The sequence below is a fragment of the Streptomyces sp. LS-MS-L19 genome, from assembly GCF_058382285.1.
Map to the genome: position 1 here is coordinate 2,395,687 of NZ_JBYCLL010000001.1, position 26,272 is coordinate 2,421,958.

Below are 26,272 nucleotides of genomic sequence, written 5' to 3' on the forward strand. Positions count from 1 at the left end.
ACAGCCGGTGGGCGGCTGTCACCCGCGCTCGGTGTCCGCCTTACGGGGTGACCCCGGCCCAGGACGACGCACCGGATCAGCGCGGGACCGGCTGGTTGGGCACCGCATAGGGAATCGACGGGCAGCCGCGCCGCGATCGGGTCAGCAGCGCTTGGACGTCCTGGCGGAGTAGCCGCCCTGCTCGTCGGCGACGGTCAGGGTGCCGTCGCCGGAGGTGCAGTCATCCACCGTGTCGGCGCCGTTGCCCCAGAACTCCTGGCTGTGCGTGTCGAACTCGGTACGAGCGCCCAGCAGCGTCTCGCGGTCGTAGGACCACACGCCGACCCGGAGGTCGAAGTTGATCCCTTGGTCAAGGAACGACTTCCACACCCACACGTAGCCGTAGTTCTCCTTGCACTCGGGCGAGTAGAACTGCTTGACCGAGGCGATCTGCTCCGTCCCCCGGTAGGCGTACGACGTCGTGCCGATCTGATAGGCGTCCGAGCACACACCTGCGGCCTGTGCACGTGCGGACAGCGGATTACCCGCCTCCGACGGCACAGATGACACGGGCGGCTGCTGGTTCGCCGGCGTCGGCCCCGCGCCCGCGGACGCGGTGCCCGCGCATGCCAATACCGTTGCGAATCCTGCCGCCGACAGTGACAGCGTCCGGTGAGCACGCTTCACGTGAACCCCTCCCCTGGGCATGCGGAATCGAACAACCAGCGAGGTTCGGTGCCGCATGAATGAAAGGCGCATTCCCCGATGCGCCTTCACATCATCCCTGCGGTGCGGCGCGGACTACATGATTCCGCGCTTCGGTCACACAGGGCTAGGGTAATCACGTGCCGTTATCGAACGGATTTGGAATGCGTTCCCCTTCGAAACCAGGGCCAAGAAGCGTTCATGATTTTGGAAAGTCCAGGTGGGGTTTCTTGCTGTCTGAGCATCCACAGATGCCCCTCCAGTAGTGACTTGCCTCACAAGAATGCTCGCGTAACGCCGGGGCACACGACGTTGTTTGATCGGCCCCTGAACAGGCGACCACCGACCCCTCGGCGGCCTCGACGGAGTGCCGGACACGGTCGGCGAGGGCACGCAGCCAGGGCCCCGGTCTTCCCGGAGCGGACACACCCAGAACCAGCACGATCGGCGGGCTCTGGAAGGCGACACCCTCGAGGCGGATGCCCCGGATGCTCGCCGGGGCCGGGGAGCGGGGTTGGTGAGACCCGCCGGGTGGCACGCGCGGGGGTGGTGAACGCCGGGGCGCGCAAGGGGTGTTGCGCGCCCCGTGTGAACTCTTCACACGCGCCGGTGGCACACACCCGCTCCCGGCACAGGTGGTTGCGCAGTCAACTGGGGGCAGCCCCGCACAGGATGACGGCTCCTGCGCGGTAAGGGCCGCCGGTCTTTCGATCCCCGCCCTCGGCCGGCGGCCCAGGCAAGCTGTCCGAAAACTGTTCACACAAATGCAACGCCCGTTCCCAATATGCGGACAATAGCCGTCGTGACCTCGACAAACGGGACAGTGGACTGTCACTCTCCCGCCATGCACCCTGCCCCTCGCGCCCTGCGCCGCGCCGTCGCCGCGGCCTCCATAGCCCTGCTCGCCACCGCCGTCGGCTGCGCCCCGCAGCCCGAGGACGACGCGAGCGCCAAGGCCTCGGCGTCGACCGGCAACGCCTGCGCCAAGGGCAAGCTGGCCACGAAGACCTCCGGCAAGCTGACGGTCGCGACCGACGAGCCCGCGTACGAGCCGTGGTTCAAGGACGACAAGCCGGCGAACGGCAAGGGCTTCGAGTCCGCCGTCGCCTACGCCGTGGCCGAGCAGCTCGGCTACGACAAGAGCGCCGTCGTCTGGCAGAGCGTCCCCTTCAACAAGGCCTTCGCGCCCGGGGAGAAGACCTTCGACTTCGACATCAACCAGGTGTCGATCAGCGCCGAGCGCAAGAAGGCCGTCGACTTCTCCTCCGGCTACTACGACGTGCGCCAGGCCGTCATCGCGCTCAAGGGCACCAAGGCCGCCAAGGCGAAGAGCATCGCGGACCTGAAGGGCCTCAAGCTCGGCGCCCAGGTCGGCACGACGAGCCTGAACTACATCCAGGACGTGGTGAAGCCGACGCGGGAGGCCGCCGCGTACGCCAAGAACGACCAGGCGAAGTCCGCCCTGGAGAACAAGCAGGTGGACGCGATCGTCGTCGACCTGCCCACCGCCTTCTACATCACCGCGGCCGAGGTGACGGACGGCACGATCGTCGGGCAGTTCGAGAACCAGGGCGGCACGCCCGAGCAGTTCGGGCTCGTGCTCGACAAGGGCAGCGCGCTCACCTCCTGCGTGACGGAGGCCGTCGACGCGCTCCGCGAGGACGGCACGCTCGCCAAGCTGGAGCAGCAGTGGCTGTCGGACGCCGTCGACGCCCCGGTCCTCAAGTGACGCTCACGAAGGACGAGGCCGGCCAGGAAGGCGCGGGCGACCCGTACACGCCGTCGCAGCGGCGGATCGAGCGGGAGGCGCTCAAGCGTGCCCGCTCCCGCCGCGCGACGGCGATCGCCGCGGTCTCGACCCTGCTCACCGCCGTCGTCCTCTACCTGGTCGTCGTCAACGCGCCCGGCTGGCCGCGCACCAAGGAGACGTTCTTCAACGGGCAGTACGCGCGCGAGGCGTTCCCCAAGGTCCTCGAAGGGCTGTGGCTGAACGTCCGGCTGCTGTTCGTGTGCGGCGCGGCCGTCCTGGTCCTCGGGATGCTCATCGCCATCGCGCGCACGCTGCGCGGGCCGGTGTTCTTCCCGCTGCGCGTCCTGGCCGCCGCCTACACGGACTTCTTCCGCGGCCTGCCGCTCATCATCAACCTCATGATCGTCGTCCTGGGCGTGCCGGCGCTGCGGCTCCAGGGCGTGACGGTCGACCCGGTGTGGCTGGGCGGCACGGCGCTCACGCTGACGTACTCGGCGTACGTGGCGGAGGTGTTCCGCGCGGGCATCGAGTCCGTGCACCCCTCCCAGCGCGCCGCGGCCCGCTCGCTCGGACTCTCCAACCGTCAGGCGCTGCGGTACGTGGTGCTGCCGCAGGCGGTGCGCCGCCAGGTGCCGCCGCTGCTGAACGACCTGGTGTCCCTCCAGAAGGACACCGGCCTCGTGTCGATCGGCGGCGCGATCGACGCCGTACGGGCCGCCGACATCATCGTCGGACGGAGCCTCAACTACACGCCGTACATCGTCGCGGGCCTGGTGTTCGTGGCGCTGACCATCCCGATGACCCGCCTGACGGACTGGGTGACGGCACGCATGGACCGCCGGCGGGCCCAGGGAGGAGTCGCATGAGCGACGCGGACGCACCGGTGCTGCGGATGGAGTCCGTCCGCAAGACCTTCGGCGACTCGGTCGTGCTGCGGGACGTCGACCTGGACGTCGCCCCGCACACGGTGACGGCGCTGATCGGCGCCTCCGGCTCCGGCAAGTCGACCCTGCTGCGCTGCGCCAACCTCCTGGAGGAGATCGACGACGGCGCCATCTGGCTGGACGGCGAGGAGATCACCGATCCGCGGGTCGACCAGGACGCGGTACGGCGCCGTATCGGCGTGGTGTTCCAGGCGTACAACCTCTTCCCGCACATGACGGTGCTGGAGAACATCACGCTGGCCCCGCGGCGGGTGCACGGCGTGGCCCGCGCGGAGGCCGAGGAGCACGCTCGCGAGCTGCTGGAGCGGCTCGGGCTCGGCGGGAAGGCGGGCGAGTACCCGGACCGGCTGAGCGGCGGTCAGCAGCAGCGGGTGGCGATCGTGCGGGCCCTCGCCGTACGGCCCCGGCTGCTGCTGCTCGACGAGATCACCGCGGCGCTCGACCCGGAGCTGGTCGGCGAGGTCCTGAACGTCGTGCGGGACCTCAAGGGCGACGGCATGACCATGGTGCTGGCCACCCACGAGATGGGCTTCGCGCGGGAGGTCGCCGACCAGGTTTGTTTTCTGGACTCGGGGGTCGTGCTGGAGCGCGGCACCGCCCAACAGATCTTCGGCGATCCGCAGCAGGAGCGCACACAGCGATTCCTGCGGCGGATCGTGGAGGCGGGGCGGCTCTAAGGGCGTGTAATGGGCGGCCTTGAGGGCGTGTAATGGGCGCCCCCCATAGCGGGCGCCCATTACAGACGCCCCATACAGACCTACGCCTCGGCCCGCGTCGGCCCCGCCAGCGCCGCCACGCGCTCCACGCCGAAGACGTACCCCTGGACCCCGCACCCGGCGATGACCCCGTCCGCGCGCAGCGAGACGTAGGAGTGGTGCCGGAAGGTCTCGCGCTGGTGGATGTTGGAGATGTGCACCTCCAGCACCGGCATCCCGTCGCAGGTGTTGAGCGCGTCCAGGATCGCGACCGAGGTGTGCGAGTAGGCGCCCGGGTTGATGACGATCCCGCAGTGGTTCAGCCGGGCCTCGTGGATCCAGTCGACCAGTTCGCCCTCGTGGTTGGACTGCCGGAAGTCCACCGTGCCGCCGTGCGCGGCCGCCGCCTTGGCGCACAGGGCCTCGACGTCGGCCAGCGTGTCCTTGCCGTAGATCTCCGGCTGCCGCTGGCCGAGCAGGTTCAGGTTGGGGCCGTTGAGGATCATGATCGGGGCGTTGGCCAGGGTGCGGGGCACGGTTCCTCCGGTCCGGTACGGATGGGCTGCTCGTCCCCGGTTTATCACGGTGCGCCGCGCGCGGTGCCGCCCGTACCCTCCCGGCATGACCACGCTCTCGTACCCCTCCAAGCCCGTACCCGGCGACCGCATCGCCGTGATCTCCCCCGGCGCCGGCCTGCCGGGGCTCTTCCCGCGCCCCTTCGAGCTCGGACTGGAGCGGCTGCGCAAGGAGTACGGACTGGAGCCGGTCGAGTATCCGACGACCCGCACGATGGGCTCGACGCCCCAGGAACGCGCCGCCGACATCCACGCGGCCTTCGCCGACCCGGACGTGAAGGCGGTCATGGCGTCCATCGGCGGTGACGACCAGATCACCGTGCTGCCGTTCCTGGACCGGGAGTTGATCCGCGCGAACCCGAAGCCCTTCTTCGGGATGAGCGACAACACCAACCTGCTGGCGTACCTGTACAACACCGGCATCGTCGGCTATCACGGCGCGACCGTGATGACCGCACTGGGCCGTCCGGTGGCCATGGACCCGCTGACCGCCGACTCCCTGCGGGCCGCCCTGTTCACCTCCGGCCCCTACGAGCTCACCGCCGCCGAACGCTGGAACGACGTCAACCGCGACTGGGCCGATCCCGCCACCTTCGACGCGGAACCCGCGACCCGCCCCGGCGGCGGCTGGAGCTGGGTGAACGCCGACCGGGCGGTGGAGGGCCGCGCCTGGGGCGGCTGCCTGGAGATCCTCGGCTGGCTGCTGATGGCCGACCGCGAGATCGCGCGCGATCTCAGCGAGTACGACGGCGGAGTGCTGCTCCTGGAGACCTCCGAGGAGATGCCGAGCGCCGTCGAGGTCTTCCGCACCCTGCGCAACATGGGCGAACGCGGCCTGCTCCAGCGCTTCTCCGCCCTGCTGATGGGCCGCCCGAAGACCTGGTCCTTCGAACGCCCCAACAGCCCTGCGGAGGCGGATCGTTACGCCGCCGAGCAACGCGAGGCCGTACTCCAGGCCATGCGGGTGTATGCGCCCACCACCACCATCGTCTTCGACGTGGACTACGGCCACACCGATCCCCAGCTCGTCATCCCCTACGGCGGCCTCGTCCGCGTCGACGGTCCCGCCCGGCGCATCACCGTCACGTACTGATCGCCCCCGCTCTGTGCCGTCACCAGGGCACATCGCCGTGGCGGTCGCGGAAGGTGCCGGTCGGTCCGTCCGCCCCGACGGTGGCCAGCTCGACGATCGCGTCGGTCCCCTCGGTCACCGTCTGCGGGCCGCTGTGCCCGTTGAAGTCGGTCGCGGTGTAGCCCGGGTCGGCCGCGTTGACCTTCACGTCCGGCAGGGACTTCGCGTACTGCGTGGTCAGCATGGTCACGGCGGCCTTCGACGCCGTGTAGAGCGGCGCGAGGTTCCTCGACTCGACGCGCTCGGCGTCGTGGGTGGCGGCGAACGACCCCATGCCGCTGGACACGTTGACGATCACCGGGTTCGCGGACTTGCGCAGCAGGGGCAGGAACGCGTGCGTCACCCGGACGATCCCCACGACGTTGACCTCGAACACCTCGCTCGCGTCGGCGGCCGTGATCCGGTCGGCGGGGCTGTGCGTCCCGAGGACGCCGGCGTTGTTGATCAGGACGTCGATGCCGCCCTCGCGGGCCCCGATGTCCGCGGCGGCCGCGGCCACCGACGCGTCGTCCGTGACGTCGATCTGGACGAAACGGGCACCGAGTGCGTCGGCGGCCGCCTGGCCGCGCTGCGGATCACGGGCACCGACGAGGACGGTGTGGCCGGCCTCGATCAGGCGACGGGCGGTCTCGTAGCCGAGGGACTTGTTGGCTCCGGTGATGAATGTTGTGGTCATGCGTTCACTCTCGGCCCGCGACGAGACGACAACCAGTGCCCCCTGCGACGGTAGGACTGCCAGTACCAGGCACCACGGCTGTGCGGCGGACACAATGGCCGAGTGGACGAGACCCTGGGCACGGCACTGCGCCGCTGGCGCGACCGGCTTTCCCCCCTCGACGTCGGGCGGCCCGCGCGGCCCGGACGACGTGCCGCGGGACTGCGCCGCGAGGAACTGGCCGACCTCGCGGGGCTGTCGGTCGACTACGTGGTGCGGCTGGAGCAGGGCCGCGCCACCAACCCTTCCGCGCAGGTCGTCGCGAGCCTGGCCCGGGCCCTGCAACTACAGCCCGCGGAACGCGACTACGCCTACCGGCTGGCCGGGCTCCTGCCTCCCCAGGAGGGGACGGTCTCCACGCACGTTCCCGCGGGGGTCCAACGGATGCTGGCCCGCCTCGGGGAGTTCCCGGCAGCCGTGTTCAGCGCCGACTGGACCCTGCTGTCCTGGACTCCCGCCTGGACGGTGCTGCTGGGCGACCCCAGCACCCGGACCCACACCGAACGGAACCTGGTCCGGGCCGTCTTCACCACCGGGCCCTCGGGGCTCGCGGCCTGGCCCGTGCTCCAGGAGGGCGAGGGCCTCGGCACCGCCCTCGTCTCCGACCTGCGCGCGGCTCTCCTCAGCTACCCCCGCGACCGCGGCCTGAACGGCCTCGTGGAAGAACTGCGCTCCACCAGCGCGGAGTTCGCCCGGCTGTGGGACGAGGGGGCGGTCGGACCGCACGTCTCGGCCCGCAAGACCATCGTCCACCCCCAGGTCGGCGAGGTGCTCTGCGACTGCGACGTGCTCACCGTCCCCGGCAGCGACCTCCGCCTCGTCGTCTACACGGTGGCGGCGGGTTCCCCCGACGCGGAGAAGCTGGCGTTCCTGCGGGTCACGGGCGGCTCCCGCGCCGCGGGCCCCACGCCTCCGGGACCCGGCCTGTACTCCACGCCGTAACTCCTGGTCACCGCGGGTGGTTGACGCTGCATGCACGACGTACGCACCCCAAGGGCGCCCTCCATGCCGCGGCTCGCGGCCGCCTCGCTCGCCGGGACGGCCATCGAGTTCTACGACTTCTTCGTCTACGGGACGGCCGCCGCGCTGGTCCTGGGGCCGCTGTTCTTCCCGACGGTCTCGCCGCTCGCGGGGACACTGGCCGCCTTCGGGACGTTCGGCGTGGGGTTCGTCGCGCGGCCGCTCGGGTCGGTGCTGTTCGGGCACATCGGCGACCGGCACGGGCGGCGGCCGGTGCTCGTGGCCTCGCTGCTGCTGACCGGGGCCGCGACGGTCGCGGTCGGCTGTGTGCCGACGTACGACACGATCGGTGTCGCCGCGCCCCTGCTGCTCCTGGTGCTGCGCTTTCTCCAGGGGCTGGGTCTCGGCGGCGAGTGGGGCGGGGCCGTCCTGCTGACGGCGGAGCACGCGCCCGCCGAGCGACGCGGGCTGTGGACGAGCTTCCCGCAGGTGGGTCCCGCCCTGGGCTTCCTGCTCGCCAACGGAGTGGTCCTGGCCCTGTCGGCCACGCTGTCGGAGGCCCAGTTCGCGCAGTGGGGCTGGCGGGTGCCGTTCTGGGCGGCCGGGGTGCTGGCGGCGGTGGGGCTGTGGCTGCGCTCCTCGCTCGCGGAGAGCCCCGGCTTCCTGGAGATCGACGACCACGCGCGCGTGCCGCTCGCCGAGGTGGCGCGCGACCACTGGCGGCTCGTCCTGCTGACGGCCGGGGCGCTCGCCGTCGGGTACGCGATCTTCTACGCCGTGACGACCTGGTCCCTCGCGTATGCCACGGAGCGGCTCGGGGTGAGCCGTACGGTCATGCTGACCTGCATCATGGCGGCGGTGCTGGTGAAGGGCTCGCTCACGCCCGTGTTCGCGCTGCTCGGGGACCGGTACGGGCGGCGGCCGTTGTGCCTCGCGGGCTGCGCGGCGGCCGCGCTGTGGATGTTCCCGATGGTGGCGCTGCTCGCGACCGGGGAGCCGTTGCTCATGTTCCTCGGGTTCCTGGGCGCGATGATCGCGTTCATCACCATGTTCGCGGTGATCGCCGCCTATCTGCCGGAGCTGTACGAGCCCCGGGTGCGCTGCACGGGTGCCGCTGTCGGCTACAACCTCGGCGGGGTCGTCGGCGGCGCGCTCACACCGATCGTGGCGACGGCTCTGGTGGAGCACGGCGGGCGGGTGCCCTGGGGCGTGGGCGCGTATCTGACCGGGATCGCGCTGCTCAGTCTCGGGTGTTTCGCGTTGCTGCCGGAGACCCGGCCGGTGCGCGGTGCGGAGCCGGTGCGCGGTGCGGTGGAGGAGCCGGTGCGCCGTGGGGAGCCGGTGCGCGGTGGGGAGCCGGCCGCGGACGCTACGGGTTGATCGCCAGCTCCAGGTAGGCGGCGAACAGCACCAGGTGGACGCCGCCCTGGAGCGGGGTGGCCCGGCCCGGCACCACGGTCAGCGAGCTCACCACCACGGTGAGGGCCAAGAGCACCATGTGGGTGGCGCCGAGGCCGAGGACGAGCGGGCCGGAGAGCCAGACGGAGGCCAGGGCGACCGCGGGGATGGTCAGGCCGATGCTGGCCATGGCCGAACCGAGGGCGAGGTTGAGGCTGGTCTGCACGCGGTCGCGGCGGGCCGAGCGCAGGGCGGCGATGGTCTCGGGGAGCAGCACCAGCAGGGCGATGATCACACCGACGACGGCATGCGGGAGGCCGGCCTTGGCCACGCCGGACTCGATGGTCGGCGAGACGCCCTTGGCGAGGCCGACCACTCCGATCAGGGCGAGTCCCAGCAGGCCCAGGCTGATCAGCGCGGTGCGGGCGGTGGGCACATCGGCGTGGTCGTCGCCGGTGATCAGCTCGCCCTGGCGGGTGATCGGGAGGAAGTAGTCGCGGTGCCGCACGGTCTGGGTCGCCACGAACAGGCCGTACAGGACCAGCGAGGAGAGCGCGGCGAAGGTCAGCTGCGTGGTGGAGAACTCCGGGCCCGGCTTGCTCGTCGTGAAGGTCGGCAGCACGAGGCTCAGGGTGGCCAGGGTGGCGACCGTGGCGAGGGCGGCGCCGGTGCCCTCGGGGTTGAACACGGCGGTGCCGTGGCGCAGTGAGGCCACCAGGAGGCTGATGCCGACGATGCCGTTGCAGGTGATCATCACGGCCGCGAACACCGTGTCCCTGGCCAGGGTGGAACTCTTGTCGCCGCCGTCCGCCATCAGGGTGACGATCAGGGCGACCTCGATGATGGTGACGGCGACGGCCAGGACGAGCGAGCCGAACGGTTCACCGACCCGGTGGGCCACCACCTCGGCGTGGTGCACGGCCGCCAGCACCGCGCCGGCGAGGACCAGGGTCACGAGCACCACGACCGCGCCGGGCAGATCGCGCCCCCAGGTGAACACCAGCAGGACGACCGCGAGCACCGGCACGACGGACGTCCAGCTCGTGGTGAGCGAACTGAGCCGAGCGATCATGCCGCGATCGTCCCAGAGGTGAACCGGGCTTGCACTCCTCGGGTTTGCGCTCTTTGGGCTTGCACTACTTGAGTTCGCCCGATTCCAGGACGTCGCAGTTGGTGTAGACGCGCTCGCCGAAGCTCAGTGCGGCCAACTGCTCCGCGAGTTTGCCCGTCTCGGGGTCGTCGCTGTTGCGCATGGCCTCGTCGTACGACTCGAACTCGAGCACCGCCAGGTAGTGGTTGGGCTTGTCGCGGTCCTTCAGGAGCATGCGGTGGGTCGGTCCGCCCGGCCTGCCCGCGTTGCGCTGCCCCGCCTCCTCCATCAGCTGCCGCATCTCCTCCAGGCGCTCCGTCTCGAAGCCGATGATCTGCACGAACTTCATGGGTGTCTCCCGCCGGCCACGGCGCCCCCGGGCCGGGGTACGCGCTCTCGACCAACCAAGCACCGGGAGTGGTGCCCGGCAATTCGCCGCGCACCGCTCCCGGTGGTGGTTCTTTCTACGCCGACCGTGGTCAGGCCTCGATGCTGTCCTTCGGAGCGCCTTCGCTCTCCGCCTGCGCCGCCTCGGCCGCCGCCATCTTCTTGGACGCACGGAGGCTGGTGAGCGTGGTCACGATCAGGACCGAGCAGATCACGCCGAGCGAGACCGGAATGCTGATCTCGGGGACGTGGACCCCGGACTCGTGCAGGGCGTGCAGTACCAGCTTGACGCCGATGAAGCCGAGGATGATCGACAGGCCGTAGCTGAGGTGGACCAGCTTCTTCAGCAGGCCACCGATGAGGAAGTACAGCTGCCGCAGACCCATCAGGGCGAAGGCGTTGGCGGTGAAGACGATGTACGGGTCCTGGGTCAGGCCGAAGATCGCGGGGATCGAGTCGAGTGCGAAGAGCACGTCGGTGGTGCCGATGGCGAGCATCACGACCAGCATCGGGGTCATGACCCGCTTGCCGTTCTCCACGATCCACAGCTTGGTGCCGTGGTAGCGGTCGGCGACACCGAACCTGCGCTCGGCGGCCTTGAGCAGCTTGTTCTCCTCGAACTCCTCGTCCTCCTCGCCAGCGCGGGCCTCCTGGATGAGCTTCCAGGCGGTCCAGATGAGGAAGGCACCGAAGATGTAGAACACCCAGGCGAAGCTGGCGAGGATCGCGGCGCCGGCGGCGATGAAGATCGCGCGCAGCACCAGGGCTATGAGGACACCGACGAGCAGCACCCGCTGCTGGTACTGCGAGGGCACCGCGAACTTCGCCATGATCAGGACGAAGACGAAGAGGTTGTCCACGCTGAGGGACTTCTCGGTGATGAAGCCCGCGAAGAACTCGCCGCCGGCCTGTCCTCCACCGAAGATCAGCAGTCCGAGGCCGAAGAGACCGGCCAGGGCGATCCAGACGACGGTCCAGATGCCCGCTTCCTTGATGGACACGTCGTGCGGCTTGCGGCCGATGAAGAAGTCGACCGCGATGAGGGCGGCGAGGCCCACGACGGTCAGGACCCACAGGGTCACGGATACATCCACAGGTTCCTCCGGCAATACGTAACGGCAAGTAACCAGCGTCGTCGCGCTGCCGGAGGTCTCTTCCACCCACGGTGGGCCGACGCCCCGGGATCAGGCCTGATCCGTATTGACGGGTACGCCGCAGTCGACAGGGAGTACTCCCCTCCGTGCCGTCAACGGTACCCAATCACCAAGGAAAGGTAAAGCGATTGGCAAAATAAAAGTCAAATAAGCAGGTGGGGCGGCTTTACGAGTACTTGGTACGAGCCGCCGCGACCTGCGTCAGGACCTGCTGGAGCACCTGGCTGCCGGGCGGGACGAGGGCGGGCTCGTACGTCCAGGCGTGCCCCACCCAGGGGTCGGCGAGGTGGTCGTCGGGCACCGGGGTCAGGCGCATCAGCGAGCGCCACAGGGGGTCGAGGAGGGGGCCGTAGGCGGAAGCCTCCTCACGGTCCGCGACCATCATCAGGTGGACGCCGACGGACGGGCCCTCGTCCGCGAGGTAGCGCAGCTGGGTCACCGCCCGGTCGTCGAAACCGTGCGGGAAGTCGTTGACGATCAGGAGCTGCTCGGAGGCGTCCACCCCGGGCGGCAGGGAGTCGGCCGCGCCGCCGCGGACCGCCATCTGCACCAGGTCGACGCGCTGGGTGAGCCGCCCGAGGGTCTCGGCGACACCCGCCGCCCCGACGGCGGGCGGGGCGGCGAGCACACCGGTCCGCGCCAGCGGCGCGAGCGCCTGGACCCCTGATCCCGCCGGGTCGATGACGTGCAGGGTGAAGTCGCCCGCGGGGTGCACGGCGATCAGCCGGGCCGCGATCGCCACGGCCGTGTCCAGGGCGAGGCGGTGCAGTTCGTGGGCGTCGAGGAACGAGCCGTCGAGCGATCCGGCGGCTCCGCTGTCGATCCACAGGCCGCGCTCCAGCGGCAGCCTGACCAGCATCGGGATGCGCAGCTCGGGGCACTCCGGCAGATGCAGGTCGCCCAGGCGCACGGCCATGGGGACCTCGAAGGGCACCCGGTAGCCGTGCCAGACCGGGTTGTCCCAGCGGGCGTACGCCGGCGGCAGGGCGGGCTCGACCACCTCGGACTCGGCCGTGAGCTGGCCGAGATCCCGGTCGTAGACCGCGCGTGCCTGTTCGACGAGCTGGGCGTGCTTGGCGCGGGCCGCCTCCCGCGCCGCGTCGCCCTGTCCGCCGATCCGGCTGCGCGGGTCGGCGAGGGCCGCGTCGAGTTCCTTCTCCATCCGCGAGTCGGCGAAGTCGACGGCACTGCGGTACGCGGCCGTGGAGCGGGCCAGGTCCTCGAACATGCCCCACACCTGGTTGTAGAGCCGCTCGTCCATGGACCACCCGGTCGCGTCCCCGGCGACGGGCCGCGCGGGCTGCCCCGGCGGGGCGGGAGGCGCCGTGGGCGGTGGCGTCGGTGGGGCGGCGCTCTGACGGCGGGGGTGGCTGTAGTCGATCGGCCCGCCGGTGGTGGGTTCGGGCGGCTGCGGAGCGGAGGCGTCCGAGGGCCCCTGGCCGTATCCGGACGGCGGCCCGCCGACCGCCGGGGTGCCCTGCGCGCCGTAGGGGGAGGTGGGTTGCGACGTCCCGGGAGCGGGGCTGCCGTGGGGGGACATCGGCTGCGGTGAGCCGGAGGGCGAGCCGCCGTGGGGAGGCATCTGCTGTGGTGGGGTGCCAGATGGCTGGATGCCGGGTGGCTGGGTGCCGTACGGCGACGACGGCGGTACGGCGCTGGGGGCGCCCTGGGGTGCGGAGGAGCTCTGTTCCGGGCCCGGTGCCGGGGTGGCCGTCCGGCGTGGGCGGTCGGCGTCGGCGGTGAGCGGCGGGGGCATCGGCACCGCGCGGGACAGGCTCTGGGCCACCGCGTCGTGGATGGCGCCCGCGATCTGATGGGCCTGGGGCAGGCCCTGGTCGGCGAGGAGTTCGGCGATGCCGCCCGCGTAGCCCTGGCCCACCGCGCGCACCTTCCAGGCGCCCTGCCGGCGGTAGAGCTCCAGCGCGACGACCGCCGACTCGGCGTCCAGGCCGGTGATGGTGTAGCTGGCGAGCTCGGTGCCGTCCGGGCCGGTGACCGCGACGAACGGGGCGGCGACGGCACCGAAGCTCACGGGGCCGCCCGCCGCAGGGAGGGCGAGCAGCACATGGACCCGGTGGACGGCCTCGGGGACCGCACCGAGGTCGACCGCGAGACGGTGGTCGGCGGCGGCCTGCCGGGAGACCTCCAGACCCGGCAGGGTGGGCGCGCCCGGATGGACGACCCACTCCGCGCCGTGCACCGTGCCGTGCTCGTCGCCGAGCGTGGCTCCGGCCACGACCGGCGTACCGGCCGCGATCCGGATCTCGAGACGGGCCTGGGAGAGCGGGTGGTTCTGCCCCCGCACCAGCTCGGCCGTCATCGCCTTCTCCCCCTGTGTCGTGGTGTCGTCGGGTGCCGCTCGGCGGGCGTTACAGGTGCGGCAGGATCGCCGGCATCAGGTCCTGGAAGGTGCGGCCGTTGGCGGGGGTGCCGAGAGCGGTCATCGTCCAGCTCGAACCTGTCCGGTGCACCTTCGCCATGATCTGGGCGGTGTAGGAGCCGCCGCCGGCGAGGGTGTAGCGGGCCAGTTCCTGGCCGTTGGTCTCGTCGACCAGACGGCAGAACGCGTTCTGCACCTCCTGGAAGGTCTGGCCCGTGAAGGAGTTCACGGTGAAGACGATCTGGTCGATGTGGACCGGGACGCGGGCCAGGTCGACGAGGATCGCCTCGTCGTCCCCGCCCTGGCCGACGCCGCCGACGAGGTTGTCACCGGTGTGCTTGACCGAGCCGTCGTCGCTCACCAGGTGGCGGAAGAAGACGACGTCGACGGGCTGCTTGTCCGCGAACAGGACGGCGGAGGCGTCGAGGTCGACCTCCCGCGTGCGCGAGCCGAACAGGCCGCGGCGGGGAGCCGCCTGCCAGCCGAGGCCCATGCGCACCGCGGTCAGGCTGCCTCCGTCGTTCTTCTGCAGGCTGATGGCCTGACCCTTGGTCATGTTGACGGTCACGCGCCGAACCCCTCTCGCTGTCCCCTGTTGCCGCGGCGCCCGCGGTTGACCAGCACCCTACGCAGGGCCACTGACGGCGACGCACCCCGGAGCGCACTTTGTGTCGGTCTTGCAACACAGCGCGATGGGGTCAGGCCAGGCCCGCCTCCTTCATCTGCCGGAGCTCCTTCTTCATCTCGGACACCTCGTCGCGCAGCCGGGCCGCGATCTCGAACTGGAGGTCGGCGGCGGCCGCACGCATACGTGCCGTCATCTCCTCGATCTGCTCGGTGAGTTCGGCCGCGGGACGATCGGTCGGGACGGTCTCCTTGGCCTTGCCCTTGGCGGCCTTGGTGCCCGCCGCCTTGCCGCCGAGGGCCGGCACCGGGGCCTTGGCCCCCTTGCCGTCCTTGCCCTTGCGGTAGCCGGAGCCGAGCAGCTGCTCGGTGTCCACGTCCTCGCGGGCGATCTGGGCGACGATGTCGTTGATCTTCTTGCGGAGCGGCTGGGGGTCGATGCCCCGCTCCTGGTTGTACGCGACCTGCTTCTCCCGGCGGCGGTTGGTCTCGTCGATGGCCTTCTCCATCGCCGGGGTGATCTTGTCGGCGTACATGTGGACCTGGCCGGAGACGTTTCGCGCGGCGCGGCCGATGGTCTGGATGAGGGAGGTGCCGGAGCGCAGGAAGCCCTCCTTGTCGGCGTCGAGGATCGCGACCAGGGAGACCTCGGGCAGGTCGAGGCCCTCCCGCAGGAGGTTGATGCCGACCAGGACGTCGAACTCGCCGGAGCGCAGCTCGCGCAGCAGCTCCACGCGGCGCAGGGTGTCGACGTCGCTGTGCAGATAGCGGACCTGGATACCGAGCTCGAGGAAGTAGTCGGTGAGGTCCTCGGCCATCTTCTTGGTGAGCGTGGTGACCAGGACGCGCTCGTCCTTCTCGGTGCGGGTGCGGATCTCGTGCACCAGGTCGTCGATCTGGCCCTCGGTGGGCTTGACGACGACCTCGGGGTCGACCAGGCCGGTGGGGCGGATGATCTGCTCGACGACGCCGTCCCCGCGCGAGAGCTCGTACTTGCCGGGGGTAGCCGACAGGTAGACCGTCTGCCCGATGCGCTCCGTGAACTCCTCCCACTTCAGGGGGCGGTTGTCCAGGGCCGAGGGGAGTCGGAAGCCGTGGTCGACGAGGGTGCGCTTGCGGGAGGCGTCGCCCTCGTACATGGCGCCGATCTGGGGCACGGTCACATGGGACTCGTCGATGACGAGGAGGAAGTCGTCCGGGAAGTAGTCGAGCAGGGTGTTCGGCGGGGAGCCCGGCTGGCGGCCGTCGAAGTGCATCGAGTAGTTCTCGACACCGGAGCAGGAGCCGATCTGGCGGAGCATCTCAAGGTCGTAGGTGGTGCGCATGCGCAGGCGCTGGGCCTCCAGGAGCTTGCCCTGCTTCTCCAGCTCGGCGAGCCGCTCCCCGAGCTCCTTCTCGATGTCGTTGACGGCCCGCTCCATGCGCTCGGGGCCCGCGACGTAGTGGGAGGCCGGGAAGACGTACAGCTGCTCGTCGTCGCTGATGATCTCGCCGGTGAGCGGGTGGAGGGTGGACAGCGCCTCGATCTCGTCGCCGAACATCTCGATGCGGACGGCGAGTTCCTCGTAGACCGGGAAGATCTCGATGGTGTCGCCACGCACGCGGAAGGTGCCGCGGGTGAAGGCGAGGTCGTTGCGCGTGTACTGGATGTCGACGAAGCGGCGCAGCAGCTGGTCGCGGTCGAGTTCGTCGCCTACCCGCAGGGGGACCATGCGGTCCACGTACTCCTGGGGCGTACCGAGGCCGTAGATGCAGGAGACGGAGGCGACCACGACGACGTCACGGCGGGTGAGCAGCGAGTTGGTCGCGGAGTGGCGCAGGCGCTCGACCTCCTCGTTGATCGAGGAGTCCTTCTCGATGTAGGTGTCCGACTGCGGGACGTAGGCCTCGGGCTGGTAGTAGTCGTAGTACGAGACGAAGTACTCGACCGCGTTGTTCGGCAGCAGCTCGCGGAACTCGTTCGCCAGCTGGGCGGCCAGGGTCTTGTTCGGCGCCATCACGAGGGTGGGGCGCTGGAGCTTCTCGATCATCCACGCCGTGGTGGCGGACTTTCCGGTGCCGGTCGCGCCGAGCAGGACGACGTCCTTCTCGCCTGCCTCGATGCGCCTGGCCAGGTCGGCGATGGCCGCCGGCTGGTCGCCGCTGGGCTGGTAGGGGCTGACGACCTCGAAGGGCGCCACCGTACGTTCGATGTGGGAAACGGGCCGCATGGAGTCAACCGTACGACTCCCCACTGACAACGCGTCCCGATCAGGGGTTTCGGGCGGCGGGGGAAGCGGTGGGACGGCGGTCCGGACCGCTGAATCGGTGGGCCGGCGGTCCCGGGGGCGGTCGGCGGGGGGCGGCGGTCCCGGGTGGCATTCGGCGCGGTGGGCCCGGCTATCCCGGGTGGATTTCGGCGCAGTAGGCCCGGCTGTCCCGGGCTACGGACGGCGCGGAGGGCCCGGCTGTCCCGGGCGGCGGACGGCGCAATGGGCCCGGCTGTCCCGGGTCGCGTTCGGCGCGGGGGTGGGTCAGCGGTTCTGGGGGGTGCGGGTGTCGCGCTGGGGCACGCCTCGGCGGGGGCGGAGCGAGGAGCGGCGGGCGGCCGGGTGGTGGACCAGCTCGCGGGCTGGGACTCCGGGCTTGTTCTCGGCGGGCGACCACACCGGCTTGCCCATGACCATCAGCGGATCGAACAGCACGACGACGCCCGCGAGCAGCAGGAAGGCGAGCGGGCCGATCATCATGGGCGCCAGCAGGGAGGCGGGCGAGTCGCCCGAGACGGGGCTGCCGGTGTTGTGCAGATGGACGCTGAGGGCGGCCATGCCGGTGTAGTGCATGCCCGTGACGGCGAGGCCCATGACGAGGCTCGCGCCCACGCTCCACAGGAAGCCCCTGACCTGCCCGGCGGCCCACAGGGCTGCGGTGGCGGCGACGACGGCTATCACCACGGAGACGGCCACGGTGACGGTGTTGTACTCGAGCTGTCCGTTCAGGCGCATGCCCGCCATGCCCAGGTAGTGCATGGAGGCGATGCCCAGACCGGTGACGGCACCCCCGGTCATCAGGGCCGTCCCGGTCGCACCCCGGTAGCCGACGATGAAGACGCCGATGCCCACCATCACGATGGCGACACCCAGGCTGGCGAAGGTGATGCCCTTGTCGTAGTGGATGGGCGCCTCCTTGACGGTGAATCCCATCATCGCCACGAAGTGCATGGTCCAGATGCCGGAGCCGATCGCCGCCGAGCCGAGCGCCAGCCAACCGGGGCGCCAGGACCGGTTGACCAGCATCGATCTGGTGGTGCAGCGCAGGCCGAGGGCGCCGCCGAGGCAGGCCATGAGGTAGGCCACCAGCGGTGTGACGAGTCCGTAACTGAATCCGTCGACCGTGCCTTGCATGCGCGGCTACCCTTCCGCCTTCTTACGTCATGGAATTCCCTGAAACATGCCCGTTCCCAGTACCGCCCGGACGGTCGGGGTCGAGGCAGAGAGTATGACCCCCACCGGAATGGTCGAACGATTTTCCGGCAAAGAAACACGTCCTTGCCCCAGTTGTGCGGCGCTGGTGAGCGGACTTGGGACGTACCCGTTCAGGATGTGTCCATTCTGTACCCCGGTGCCGTTGACCCGGTGCTGTCAGAGTGGTGCTGTACGTGATTGCTCGACGCGAGGAGTACGTATGCACGCGCGCGCAGCGACCACCATGGGCACCGCGCTCCTGGGAACCGCCGCCCTCCTGCTTCCCGCAACCGACGTCCGCGCCGTCGAGGACGGCACACCACCCGCGATCATCGCCCACCGGGGCGCCTCCGCCCGCGCCCCCGAGAACACCCTGGCCGCCGTCGACAAGGCCGCCGCGCTCGGCGCCGTCTGGGTCGAGAACGACGTCCAGCGCACCAGGGACGGCGCACTCGTCGTCCTTCACGACGACAGCCTGGCGCGCACGACCGACGTCGAGGAGGTCTTCCCCGGCCGGGCCCCCTGGAAGGTGAAGGACTTCACCGCCGCCGAGATCCACCGCCTGGACGCCGGCACCTGGTTCGGCGCCTCCTACGCGGGCGCGCGTGTGCCGACGCTCGAGCAGTACCTGCACCGAGTCGATCTTCACCGTCAGAAGCTGCTCCTCGAACTCAAGAACCCGGAGCTGTACCCGGGCATCGAGCGGCAGACCCTCAAGCTCCTGAGCAACGAGGGGTGGTTCGACCGACGGCACCGGGACCGGCTCGTCGTGCAGAGCTTCAGCGCGGCCTGCCTGCGGACCGTCCACCACCTCAAGCCCGGTGTGAAGACCGGCTACCTCGGGAAGCCGGCGGTCGCGGACCTGCCCGCGTACGCGGACTTCGCCGACCAGATCAACCCGTCGTACACCGCCCTCTCCGAGGCGTACGTCTCCGCGGTGCACGCCTTCACGGGCCCGCACGGCAAGCCGCTGGAGGTCTCCGCCTGGACCGTGAACACCGCGGACGCGGCCCGGCGGGTGGCCCGGTACGGTGTCGACGGCATCATCACCAACAAACCCGACGTGGTGCGGGACGCGCTGGTCGGCTAGGAGCCCGTTTTCGCAGGTCACGGGGGTTTGTCAGTGCCGGCCCGTACGGTGGGCGCATGAACAGCCATGGGCAGGACGAGCAGCAGGTCGTGTGGGCCGTCGTCGGCACGGGCATCGGCCCGCTGCTGCTGGCCGCGACCCCCGAAGGTCTGGTCAACGTGGTCTTCCACGCCACCGACGCGGTGCGCGACAAGGCGCTGGAGCGGCTCGCGTCGCGGCTGGGCACCGAGCCCGTCGAGGCTCCCGGTTCCCCGCTGCTGGCCGAGGCGATACGCCAGGTCGAGGCTTACTTCGCGGGCGACCGCCAGACCTTCGAGCTGCCCCTGGACTGGTCGCTGATCTCGGGCTTCAACCGCCAGGTGCTGCGTGAGCTGGCGTCCGGTGTGGCCTACGGCCAGGTCGTCGGGTACGGCGATCTGGCCGGGCGGGTCGGCCAGCCCGGTGCCGCGCAGGCCGTCGGGGTGGCCATGGGTTCCAATCCGCTGCCGGTCGTCGTGCCCTGCCACCGTGTCGTCGAGAGCGACGGCGGTATCGGCGGGTTCGGCGGCGGCCTGGAGACCAAGCGGAAGCTGCTCGCGCTGGAGGGCGTGCTGCCGGAGCCGCTGTTCTGACGCGCGTCCGCCACCCTTCGTGGGGCCACTGTTCCGTGACGGGCCCTGCGCACCTTGGCGAAAGGCCCCGCACTGCTTGGTAGAGGCCCTGCGCGACGGCTGGTCGGAACGCCGACGCGGTAGCAGACTCCGCCGTGCGCACAGCCACTGGCATCCGAGGGCTCGGAGCCGAAGGGACGGCGATCAGACATGAGCGGAAACAGGGCAGTCGCGTATCTCAAGCCGGGCGCGGTGGAGGTCAGGACCGTCGACCACCCCACGCTCGAGCTCCAGGACGGGCCGGGGGTGTCTCCCGAAGCGGTCGGCAGGAAGTGCCGGCACGGGGTCATCCTCAAGGTCCTCGCCACCAACATCTGCGGAAGCGACCAGCACATGGTGCGCGGGCGGACGACCGCGCCCGAAGGGCTGGTCCTCGGACACGAGATCACCGGGGAGGTCGTCGAACGCGGCCCGGACGTCGAGTTCGTCGAGGTCGGCGACATCGTCTCCGTACCGTTCAACATCGCCTGCGGACGGTGCCGCAACTGCAGGGAGGGCAAGACCGGCATCTGCCTGAACGTCAACGCGTCCCGCCCGGGCGCGGCCTACGGCTACGTCGACATGGGCGGCTGGGTCGGAGGCCAGGCCGAGTTCGCCATGGTTCCGTACGCGGACTTCAACCTGCTGAGGTTCCCGGACCGGGACGAGGCCCGCGAGAAGCTGCTCGATCTGACCATGCTGTCGGACATCTTCCCGACCGGCTTCCACGGTGTGGTGAGCTCGGGCGCGGGCGTCGGTTCGACCGTGTACGTCGCCGGGGCGGGCCCGGTGGGGCTGGCGGCGGCCGCGTCGGCACAGCTGCTCGGTGCCGCCGTGGTCATCGTCGGGGACCTCAACGCCGAGCGGCTCGCCCAGGCGCGCAGCTTCGGGTGCGAGACCGTCGACGTGTCGCAGGGCGCCGTGGAGGACCAGATCGCGCAGATCCTCGGGGAGCCCGAGGTGGACGCCGCGGTCGACGCGGTGGGCTTCGAGGCACGCGCCCACGGCGAGGACGCCCCGGAGGCGCCCGCGACGGTCCTCAACTCCCTCATGGGCGTCACACGCGCGGGCGGTGCGCTGGGTATCCCGGGCCTGTACGTCACCGATGACCCCGGCGGGGTCGACGAGGACGCGAAGAGCGGGACGCTGAAGGTGCGGCTCGGGCTCGGCTGGGCCAAGAGCCACCGCTTCACGACCGGGCAGTGCCCGGTGATGAAGTACCACCGGAGCCTGATGATGGCGATTCTGCACGGCCGTGTGCACATCGCCAAGGCGGTCAACGCCACCGTCATCGGCCTGGAGGACGCACCGCGCGGCTACGCCGAGTTCGACCAGGGAGCCAGCCGCAAGTACGTGCTCGACCCGCACGGCGCGCTGAACGGCGTACGGCCGGTCTGACACCGACTGGAGGGTGGGGCCACGCGCACACGCGCGTGGCCCCTCTCACCTCAGCCGTGAGGGCACGTTCAGTCGTAGTGGCGCGCTTCGAAGACGTTGCCGTCCGGGTCGCGGAAGTAGAAGCTGCGCCTGGCCAGTCCGCGGGCGCCGAAGGAGTCGTGGGAGAGCCCCGAGACGGGCACCGCCCGTTCCTCCAGACGGGCGCGGAGTGTCTCGAAATCGTCGGCGGGCAGGGCCAGACACACATGATTGACGGGGTGTCCCGCGCTCTCCGCGGCCCCGGGGACCATGGTCATGCGCTCGGCCGCGGCGACCGGCATGAGGTCGAAGATGGTCTCGTCGTTGAGCCGTACGGAGGGAAAGGGCGCCGCTCCTGCGGCGTAGTCGGTGGTCCTCACGGGTTCCATGCCCAGCGTCTTCTCGTAGAAGTCGGCCGACGCCAGCGGGTCGCGCACCCAGAGGACGACATGGTCGAGACGTGTCGAGTTGTCCGTCATGCACCCCAGGCTGGTGTCGTCCGCCACCACCCGCAAGGGTTTGACCGGACGCGCCGCTCGCCAGAGATGAGGGAAGACCGACCGACAGGAGGCAGGCCGTGGTGCTGGTGTTGTCCGAAGAGGTGCGCGAGGCGATCGACGCGCGTCGACCCGTGGTGGCCCTGGAGTCCACGATCATCGCGCACGGGCTGCCGCGTCCGCGCAATCTCCAGGTTGCGCTGGAGCTGGAGGACGTCGTGCGGCAGGAGGGGGCCGTACCGGCGACCATCGCCGTGCTGGACGGTCGGCCCCATGTCGGCCTGGACAAGGAGCAGTTGGAGCGGGTCGCCAACGAGGACGGCATCCGCAAGCTGGGCCACCGTGATCTGCCGCTCGCGGTGGCCACCGGGGCGAGCGGGGCGACCACGGTGTCGGCGACGGCGCAGCTGGCGGCGCTGGCCGGGGTGCGGGTGTTCGCGACGGGCGGGCTCGGCGGGGTGCACCGGCAGTGGACCGTCACTCAGGACGAGTCGGCCGACCTCGGCCTGCTGGCGCGCACGCGGATCACCGTGGTGTGCGCGGGGGTGAAGTCCATCCTGGACGTGCCCGCGACCCTGCAACGGCTGGAGACGCTGGGAGTCGCGGTGGCCGGCTACGGCACGGACCGCTTCCCGGGCTTCTACCTCTCCGACTCGGGGCACCCCGTGGAGTGGACGCTGCACACGCCGGACCAGGTGGCGGACGTGATGCGGGCCCAGGACGCGCTCGACGGCCCCGAGTCCTCGCTGATCGTCGCCAACCCGGTGCCCGAGGCGCAGCAGCTGGATCCCGGTCTGCACGCGCGTGTGCTCGCGGAGGCGCTGCACGCGTGCGAGGAGGCGGGGGTCACCGGGCAGGGGGTCACCCCGTTCCTGCTGGACTACCTGGTGCGCCACACCGACGGTGCCTCCCTGAGCGCCAACCTGGCGGCGGTGCGCGGCAATGTGCGGCTGGCGGGTCGGATCGCGGCGGCCTGGGCCGGGGCGTGACCACGGGCGGGCCCGGTGCGGCCGCGACTGACCGGGGCGGCGCCCTGCTGGTCGTCGGTGACGTCATCACCGATGTCGTCGCCCGGCACCGGGGGCCGCTCGCCGTCGGCACGGACACGGTCGCCGCGATCCGTACGGTGCCGGGCGGGGCGGGCGCCAATGTGGCCTGCTGGGCCGCGTACGGGGGCGGTGCGGAGGTACGGCTGCTCGGGCGGGTGGGCGCGGATGCGGTCGCGTGGCACGAGCGGGAGCTGACCGCGTGCGGGGTACGGCCGCGGCTCGTCGTCGACCCCGAGGCGCCGACCGGGACGGTCATCTGCCTGGTGGACGCGGGTGAGGGCGCCGAGCGGACGCTCCTCACCGACAGCGGGGCGTCGCTGCGGCTGGAGCCGGCCGACTGGTCGGACGACCTGCTCGACGGTGTCGGGCGGCTGCACCTGTCGGGCTATCTCCTGTTCGCGGAGTCGAGCCGCGCCCTGGTGTCGGTGGCCCTGGAGTCGGCACGCGCGCGTGGGGTGCCGGTGAGCCTGGATCCGGCGTCGGCGGGCTTCCTCAGGGAGCTGGGCGTGGACCGCTTCCTCTCCCTGGTCGAGGGGGTGGACGTCCTGTTGCCGAGTCGGGACGAGGCGTGCCTGCTCACCGGGTTGCCCGACGCGGCGGACGCGGCGGCCAAGCTGAGCCGCCATGTCCCGCTGGTGGTCACCAAGCAGGGAGCCGAGGGCGCGCTGATCGCCCGGTCCGGTTCGGTGTATGCCCACGTGCCCGCCGTAGCGGCGAAACCGCGGGACACCACGGGGGCGGGCGACGCCTTCACCGGCATGTTCCTCGCGGCCCTGCTCACGGGCTCCGGGCCGGAGGACGCGGCGGAGCAGGGGTGCCGGGCGGGGGCGCTGGCGGTGGGGCGGGTGGGCGGGAGACCGCCGGGGTCGGACTGACGCCGGTCGGCCGGCCACCGCTGCCGAACCGGCGACGGCGGGTGCTCCCATCGCGGCCGGCGCACGCCCCTGCGGAGGCGGGACCGGCGCCGGCCGATGGTTCCGTAACGGCACCCGGAACCCGCAGGACCTGCCCGCCCGCCGGCCTCCTCCCGATTACGCCTTGCGCCCCCACGCCGAGATCAACGGGGCCGTGGCCAGATCCATCGTGCCGGTGGCCACGTTCGCGAGGTGCTGGTCGATGTCCGCGTCCGTGGCGAGGCCCGCCGTGACGAGCTGGCCGCGGATCTGGCGGATCGTGGCGGACTCCAGGGCGGCGCAGGCCGGTGAGGCGAGCGGGAAGTACGCGTCGGCGGTGACCTGGCGCAGTCCGGCCTCGCGGAGCAGGCGCGGGAGGGTGCGGCCGTAGGAGAGGTCCGCGCCGCGGTCGGCGAGCAGCGAGCGGAAGCCCTGCCGCAGCCGGTTCGCCAACTGCTGCTCGGGGCCGTGTTCGTCGGGGCAGGTCAGCGGCTGAAGGGCCGGGTCGGCATCCTCCAGCAGAAGCCGTCCGCCGGGGCGCAGCGCCTTGATCATCGAGCGCAACGCCCGTTCACGGTCCGGTACATGGACGAGGACGAGCCGGGCGTGCACCAGGTCGAAGCCCTCCCCCGGCGGTTCCTCGGCACTCACGTCGTGGACGCGCACGTCCACCGGCGGGCGGGCCGCAGGGGTGAGCCTGGTGGTGTCGATGTCCGTCGCGACGACCTTTCCGGTCGGGCCGACCTTCTTCGCCAGCCAGGACACCACCGAGGTGCCGCCGGCGCCGACCTCCCAGCAGCGCCAGCCCGGTCCGATGCCGAATCCTTCGAGGTGCCGGAAGGTCGTGGGATCGAAGAGGGTCGCGAAGGCGTCGAAGCGCTCCGCCGCCTCCGCCTGCCGGTTGTCGAGGAGATACCCGTCGGTTCGTGTCATGCGGCGATGATCCCAGTTGCCGGGCTTGTCCGGAACGGACGACGCGGTCGCTACGACGAGATGGTCGAGGACGGTCCGGCACGGAGGCCGGTGCGGGCGGTTGTCCACAGGCGGGAACCAAACGGAATGGTCCCTGTCCACAGGCTCACCCGGCGCTTACGTCGGACTGGCACACTGGCTCGCCAGGACGCAGCAACGCGTCGAACGGGGAGATCCACGCAAGGAGATGCAGATGTCCATGGCAGGGAATCTGCGCAAGGTCACGAGCCTCGGCAGGGTCGGCGGCCTGCGCAAGGTGGCCCGGCTGGCCCGGCGGCGCCCGCGCGTCGACCTGAGCCACCACGCCCGCTCCCCGCTGGGCACCTCGGTCGTCAACTGCGTGACGTACCGGGAAGGAGCGCGGATCCCGGTCGAGGGCGATCTGGTGGACACCGTGGAGCGGATGCGCAAGAGCCGTGACGGTTTCGTCTGGCTCGGTCTGCACGAGCCGTCGGACCACGAGTTCGAGGGCGTCGCCGACCTCTTCGACCTCCACCCGCTGGCCGTCGAGGACGCGGTGGAGGCCCATCAGCGCCCGAAGGTGGAGCGCTACGGCGAGACGCTGTTCGCGGTGTTCAAGACGGTCTGCTACGTGGAGCACGAAGAGCTCACGGCGACGAGCGAGGTGGTCAACACCGGCGAGATCATGGTGTTCGTCGGCGAGGACTTCGTGATCACGGTGCGGCACGGCAGCCACGGTTCGCTGGGCCCGCTGCGCGAGGAGCTGGAGGCCGACGCCGCGCAACTCGCCAAGGGGCCGGCCGCGGTGCTGCACGCGATCGCGGACCATGTGGTCGACGACTATCTGAGCGTCACCGACTCCGTGCAGTCGGACATCGACCTGGTCGAGACGGCGGTGTTCTCGGAGAGCGGCGCCCGGGTGGACCCGGGCCGCATCTACCAGCTCAAGCGGGAACTCCTGGAGCTGAAGCGGGCGGTGGTGCCGCTCAGCCGTCCGATCGAGGAGCTGTCCACCCGGCCGATCCAGGTCATCGCCCCGGAGATACAGGCGTACTTCCGCGATGTCTCCGACCATCTGCTGCGCGCCAAGGAGCAGATCGCCGCCTTCGACGAACTGCTCAACTCGATCCTTCAGGCACACCTCGCGCAGGTGACGGTCGCGCAGAACGAGGACATGCGGAAGATCACCGCCTGGGCGGCCGTGATCGCCGTCCCGACGATGGTCTGCGGGGTGTACGGAATGAACTTCGACCACATGCCGGAGCTGCACTGGACGTTCGGTTATCCGTTGGTCATGGGCGTCATAGCCGTCGCGTGCGCGGTGCTCTACCGCGGCTTCCGGCGGAACGGCTGGTTGTGAGAGGGGGCGTCCGCGTGGCGCGTCAGTGGGTGGTGGCGGAGCGGGCGTAGACGCTCTCGGCCCAGCCGGCGATCTGTTCTTCCGTCAGATGCCGGGCCAGGTCGGCCTCGCTGATCATGCCGACCAGGCGCTTGTTCTCGATGACGGGGAGCCTGCGGATCTGGTGCTCGCGCATCTCGTGGAGGACGTCGTCGACGTCGGCGCTCGCGTCGATCCAGCGCGGGGTGCCCTGGGCCATCTCGCCCGCGGTGACCCGGGCCGGGTCGTGCCCCACGGCCACACAGCCGATGACGATGTCGCGGTCGGTGAGGATGCCGCACAGCCGTTCGTTCTCGTCGCTGATCGGCAGGGCTCCGACGCCGAGTTCACGCATCAGCTGGGCGGCGCGGTCGAGGGTCTCGTGGGCGGGGATCCACTGGGCACCCCGGTGCATGATGTCTCCGGCGGTGGTCATGGAGTACCTCCCGGTGCCGG

Annotated in this window: 25 protein-coding genes; 12 read left to right on the forward strand and 13 right to left on the reverse strand. The window is 70.8% G+C overall.

Annotated features, from left to right (window positions below; all coding sequences use genetic code 11):
- Positions 1-141: 141 nt before the first annotated feature.
- Entirely contained in the window at positions 142-549 is a 408-nt protein-coding gene (locus AC2XR2_RS10575; RefSeq protein WP_491514885.1) for a hypothetical protein, read from the reverse strand.
- Positions 550-1,528: 979 nt separating this feature from the next.
- Between AC2XR2_RS10575 and AC2XR2_RS10580 the strand changes: the two genes are divergently transcribed.
- Genes AC2XR2_RS10580 through AC2XR2_RS10590 form a run of 3 tightly spaced genes read left to right on the forward strand, consistent with a single transcriptional unit; the run spans position 1,529 to position 4,055 of the window.
- Positions 1,529-2,413 carry an ABC transporter substrate-binding protein gene (locus AC2XR2_RS10580; RefSeq protein WP_491514886.1) on the forward strand — a complete coding sequence of 295 codons (885 nt, stop codon included), beginning with the start codon at positions 1,529-1,531 and terminating at the stop codon, positions 2,411-2,413.
- The gene (locus tag AC2XR2_RS10585; protein ID WP_491514887.1) at positions 2,410-3,300 is read left to right on the forward strand and encodes an amino acid ABC transporter permease; all 891 of its coding nucleotides are present in this window, start codon (positions 2,410-2,412) and stop codon (positions 3,298-3,300) included. Before AC2XR2_RS10580 ends, AC2XR2_RS10585 begins: the two co-directional genes overlap by 4 nt.
- Complete coding sequence (locus tag AC2XR2_RS10590) at positions 3,297-4,055, forward strand: amino acid ABC transporter ATP-binding protein (protein WP_491514888.1); 759 nt, start codon at positions 3,297-3,299, stop codon at positions 4,053-4,055. The genes AC2XR2_RS10585 and AC2XR2_RS10590 overlap by 4 nt, the downstream gene beginning before the upstream one ends.
- An 80-nt stretch (positions 4,056-4,135) precedes the next feature.
- Here the strand turns inward: AC2XR2_RS10590 and aroQ are convergent, their stop codons facing one another.
- Positions 4,136-4,609: a type II 3-dehydroquinate dehydratase gene (aroQ, locus tag AC2XR2_RS10595; RefSeq protein ID WP_123760018.1), complete on the reverse strand. Its 474-nt coding sequence runs from the start codon at positions 4,607-4,609 to the stop codon at positions 4,136-4,138.
- Between the two features lie 85 nt (positions 4,610-4,694).
- Between aroQ and AC2XR2_RS10600 the strand changes: the two genes are divergently transcribed.
- Positions 4,695-5,741, forward strand: a complete 1,047-nt coding sequence (locus AC2XR2_RS10600) for a S66 family peptidase (protein WP_491514889.1) — start codon at positions 4,695-4,697, stop codon at positions 5,739-5,741.
- Positions 5,742-5,760: 19 nt separating this feature from the next.
- Here AC2XR2_RS10600 and AC2XR2_RS10605 read toward each other — a convergent pair whose 3' ends face one another.
- A complete protein-coding gene (locus tag AC2XR2_RS10605) occupies positions 5,761-6,456 on the reverse strand; it encodes an SDR family NAD(P)-dependent oxidoreductase (RefSeq protein WP_491514890.1) in 696 nt (231 codons plus the stop codon).
- Positions 6,457-6,558: 102 nt separating this feature from the next.
- On the opposite strand from AC2XR2_RS10605, the gene AC2XR2_RS10610 reads away from it, so the two are divergent.
- Positions 6,559-7,437 (forward strand): helix-turn-helix domain-containing protein, encoded by an 879-nt coding sequence (locus tag AC2XR2_RS10610; protein ID WP_491514891.1) that lies wholly within the window; start codon positions 6,559-6,561, stop codon positions 7,435-7,437.
- Between the two features lie 63 nt (positions 7,438-7,500).
- A complete protein-coding gene (locus AC2XR2_RS10615; protein ID WP_491514892.1) occupies positions 7,501-8,835 on the forward strand; it encodes an MFS transporter in 1,335 nt (444 codons plus the stop codon).
- On the opposite strand, the gene AC2XR2_RS10620 is transcribed toward AC2XR2_RS10615, so the two are convergent.
- The 7 genes from AC2XR2_RS10620 to AC2XR2_RS10650 all read right to left on the reverse strand — a co-directional run bounded on the left by AC2XR2_RS10620 (position 8,825) and on the right by AC2XR2_RS10650 (position 17,871).
- Positions 8,825-9,925, reverse strand: coding sequence for a calcium:cation antiporter (locus tag AC2XR2_RS10620; RefSeq protein WP_330267670.1), 1,101 nt, complete (start codon positions 9,923-9,925; stop codon positions 8,825-8,827). The two genes, AC2XR2_RS10615 and AC2XR2_RS10620, sit on opposite strands and share 11 nt — an antisense overlap.
- Positions 9,926-9,989: 64 nt before the next feature.
- Positions 9,990-10,292 carry a hypothetical protein gene (locus tag AC2XR2_RS10625; RefSeq protein ID WP_330267669.1) on the reverse strand — a complete coding sequence of 101 codons (303 nt, stop codon included), beginning with the start codon at positions 10,290-10,292 and terminating at the stop codon, positions 9,990-9,992.
- A gap of 130 nt (positions 10,293-10,422) precedes the next feature.
- Entirely contained in the window at positions 10,423-11,424 is a 1,002-nt protein-coding gene (locus AC2XR2_RS10630; protein WP_356463057.1) for a TerC/Alx family metal homeostasis membrane protein, read from the reverse strand.
- Between the two features lie 226 nt (positions 11,425-11,650).
- Positions 11,651-13,804, reverse strand: coding sequence for a TerD family protein (locus AC2XR2_RS10635; RefSeq protein WP_491514893.1), 2,154 nt, complete (start codon positions 13,802-13,804; stop codon positions 11,651-11,653).
- A gap of 49 nt (positions 13,805-13,853) precedes the next feature.
- A complete protein-coding gene (locus tag AC2XR2_RS10640) occupies positions 13,854-14,432 on the reverse strand; it encodes a TerD family protein (protein WP_381301454.1) in 579 nt (192 codons plus the stop codon).
- A gap of 130 nt (positions 14,433-14,562) precedes the next feature.
- Positions 14,563-16,698, reverse strand: a complete 2,136-nt coding sequence (gene uvrB, locus AC2XR2_RS10645; RefSeq protein WP_381301455.1) for an excinuclease ABC subunit UvrB — start codon at positions 16,696-16,698, stop codon at positions 14,563-14,565.
- A 303-nt stretch (positions 16,699-17,001) separates the two neighbouring features.
- Positions 17,002-17,871 (reverse strand): MHYT domain-containing protein, encoded by an 870-nt coding sequence (locus AC2XR2_RS10650; RefSeq protein WP_381301457.1) that lies wholly within the window; start codon positions 17,869-17,871, stop codon positions 17,002-17,004.
- Positions 17,872-18,151: 280 nt separating this feature from the next.
- Between AC2XR2_RS10650 and AC2XR2_RS10655 the strand changes: the two genes are divergently transcribed.
- From AC2XR2_RS10655 to fdhA, 3 genes are all read left to right on the forward strand, one after another.
- A complete protein-coding gene (locus AC2XR2_RS10655) occupies positions 18,152-19,021 on the forward strand; it encodes a glycerophosphodiester phosphodiesterase (RefSeq protein WP_491514894.1) in 870 nt (289 codons plus the stop codon).
- Positions 19,022-19,077: 56 nt separating this feature from the next.
- Positions 19,078-19,632: a methylated-DNA--[protein]-cysteine S-methyltransferase gene (locus tag AC2XR2_RS10660; RefSeq protein WP_491514895.1), complete on the forward strand. Its 555-nt coding sequence runs from the start codon at positions 19,078-19,080 to the stop codon at positions 19,630-19,632.
- A 189-nt stretch (positions 19,633-19,821) separates the two neighbouring features.
- Positions 19,822-21,048 (forward strand): formaldehyde dehydrogenase, glutathione-independent, encoded by a 1,227-nt coding sequence (gene fdhA, locus AC2XR2_RS10665; protein WP_491514896.1) that lies wholly within the window; start codon positions 19,822-19,824, stop codon positions 21,046-21,048.
- A gap of 68 nt (positions 21,049-21,116) precedes the next feature.
- Here the strand turns inward: fdhA and AC2XR2_RS10670 are convergent, their stop codons facing one another.
- On the reverse strand, positions 21,117-21,545 hold the full coding sequence (locus AC2XR2_RS10670) for a VOC family protein (protein WP_491514897.1): 429 nt from the start codon (positions 21,543-21,545) through the stop codon (positions 21,117-21,119).
- 98 nt (positions 21,546-21,643) lie between these two features.
- On the opposite strand from AC2XR2_RS10670, the gene AC2XR2_RS10675 reads away from it, so the two are divergent.
- Both AC2XR2_RS10675 and AC2XR2_RS10680 read left to right on the forward strand, forming a co-directional pair.
- On the forward strand, positions 21,644-22,552 hold the full coding sequence (locus AC2XR2_RS10675; protein ID WP_381301462.1) for a pseudouridine-5'-phosphate glycosidase: 909 nt from the start codon (positions 21,644-21,646) through the stop codon (positions 22,550-22,552).
- Positions 22,549-23,487 (forward strand): carbohydrate kinase family protein, encoded by a 939-nt coding sequence (locus AC2XR2_RS10680; protein ID WP_491514898.1) that lies wholly within the window; start codon positions 22,549-22,551, stop codon positions 23,485-23,487. Before AC2XR2_RS10675 ends, AC2XR2_RS10680 begins: the two co-directional genes overlap by 4 nt.
- A 156-nt stretch (positions 23,488-23,643) precedes the next feature.
- Here AC2XR2_RS10680 and AC2XR2_RS10685 read toward each other — a convergent pair whose 3' ends face one another.
- Complete coding sequence (locus AC2XR2_RS10685; protein ID WP_491514899.1) at positions 23,644-24,438, reverse strand: class I SAM-dependent methyltransferase; 795 nt, start codon at positions 24,436-24,438, stop codon at positions 23,644-23,646.
- A gap of 232 nt (positions 24,439-24,670) precedes the next feature.
- Between AC2XR2_RS10685 and AC2XR2_RS10690 the strand changes: the two genes are divergently transcribed.
- Complete coding sequence (locus tag AC2XR2_RS10690; RefSeq protein WP_491514900.1) at positions 24,671-25,798, forward strand: magnesium and cobalt transport protein CorA; 1,128 nt, start codon at positions 24,671-24,673, stop codon at positions 25,796-25,798.
- A gap of 22 nt (positions 25,799-25,820) precedes the next feature.
- On the opposite strand, the gene AC2XR2_RS10695 is transcribed toward AC2XR2_RS10690, so the two are convergent.
- Positions 25,821-26,252, reverse strand: coding sequence for a CBS domain-containing protein (locus tag AC2XR2_RS10695; RefSeq protein WP_381301467.1), 432 nt, complete (start codon positions 26,250-26,252; stop codon positions 25,821-25,823).
- Positions 26,253-26,272: the final 20 nt, after the last annotated feature.

Coding starts and splice junctions, on each gene's coding strand:
- AC2XR2_RS10685 (WP_491514899.1), bottom strand. CDS start 24,438: ATGACACGAACCGACGGGTATCTCCTCGACAACCGGCAGGCGGAGGCG.
- fdhA (WP_491514896.1), top strand. CDS start 19,822: ATGAGCGGAAACAGGGCAGTCGCGTATCTCAAGCCGGGCGCGGTGGAG.
- AC2XR2_RS10690 (WP_491514900.1), top strand. CDS start 24,671: ATGTCCATGGCAGGGAATCTGCGCAAGGTCACGAGCCTCGGCAGGGTC.
- AC2XR2_RS10670 (WP_491514897.1), bottom strand. CDS start 21,545: ATGACGGACAACTCGACACGTCTCGACCATGTCGTCCTCTGGGTGCGC.
- AC2XR2_RS10590 (WP_491514888.1), top strand. CDS start 3,297: ATGAGCGACGCGGACGCACCGGTGCTGCGGATGGAGTCCGTCCGCAAG.
- AC2XR2_RS10615 (WP_491514892.1), top strand. CDS start 7,501: ATGCCGCGGCTCGCGGCCGCCTCGCTCGCCGGGACGGCCATCGAGTTC.
- AC2XR2_RS10695 (WP_381301467.1), bottom strand. CDS start 26,252: ATGACCACCGCCGGAGACATCATGCACCGGGGTGCCCAGTGGATCCCC.
- AC2XR2_RS10625 (WP_330267669.1), bottom strand. CDS start 10,292: ATGAAGTTCGTGCAGATCATCGGCTTCGAGACGGAGCGCCTGGAGGAG.
- AC2XR2_RS10605 (WP_491514890.1), bottom strand. CDS start 6,456: ATGACCACAACATTCATCACCGGAGCCAACAAGTCCCTCGGCTACGAG.
- AC2XR2_RS10600 (WP_491514889.1), top strand. CDS start 4,695: ATGACCACGCTCTCGTACCCCTCCAAGCCCGTACCCGGCGACCGCATC.
- AC2XR2_RS10650 (WP_381301457.1), bottom strand. CDS start 17,871: ATGCAAGGCACGGTCGACGGATTCAGTTACGGACTCGTCACACCGCTG.
- uvrB (WP_381301455.1), bottom strand. CDS start 16,698: ATGCGGCCCGTTTCCCACATCGAACGTACGGTGGCGCCCTTCGAGGTC.
- AC2XR2_RS10655 (WP_491514894.1), top strand. CDS start 18,152: ATGCACGCGCGCGCAGCGACCACCATGGGCACCGCGCTCCTGGGAACC.
- AC2XR2_RS10660 (WP_491514895.1), top strand. CDS start 19,078: ATGAACAGCCATGGGCAGGACGAGCAGCAGGTCGTGTGGGCCGTCGTC.
- AC2XR2_RS10580 (WP_491514886.1), top strand. CDS start 1,529: ATGCACCCTGCCCCTCGCGCCCTGCGCCGCGCCGTCGCCGCGGCCTCC.
- AC2XR2_RS10620 (WP_330267670.1), bottom strand. CDS start 9,925: ATGATCGCTCGGCTCAGTTCGCTCACCACGAGCTGGACGTCCGTCGTG.
- AC2XR2_RS10635 (WP_491514893.1), bottom strand. CDS start 13,804: ATGACGGCCGAGCTGGTGCGGGGGCAGAACCACCCGCTCTCCCAGGCC.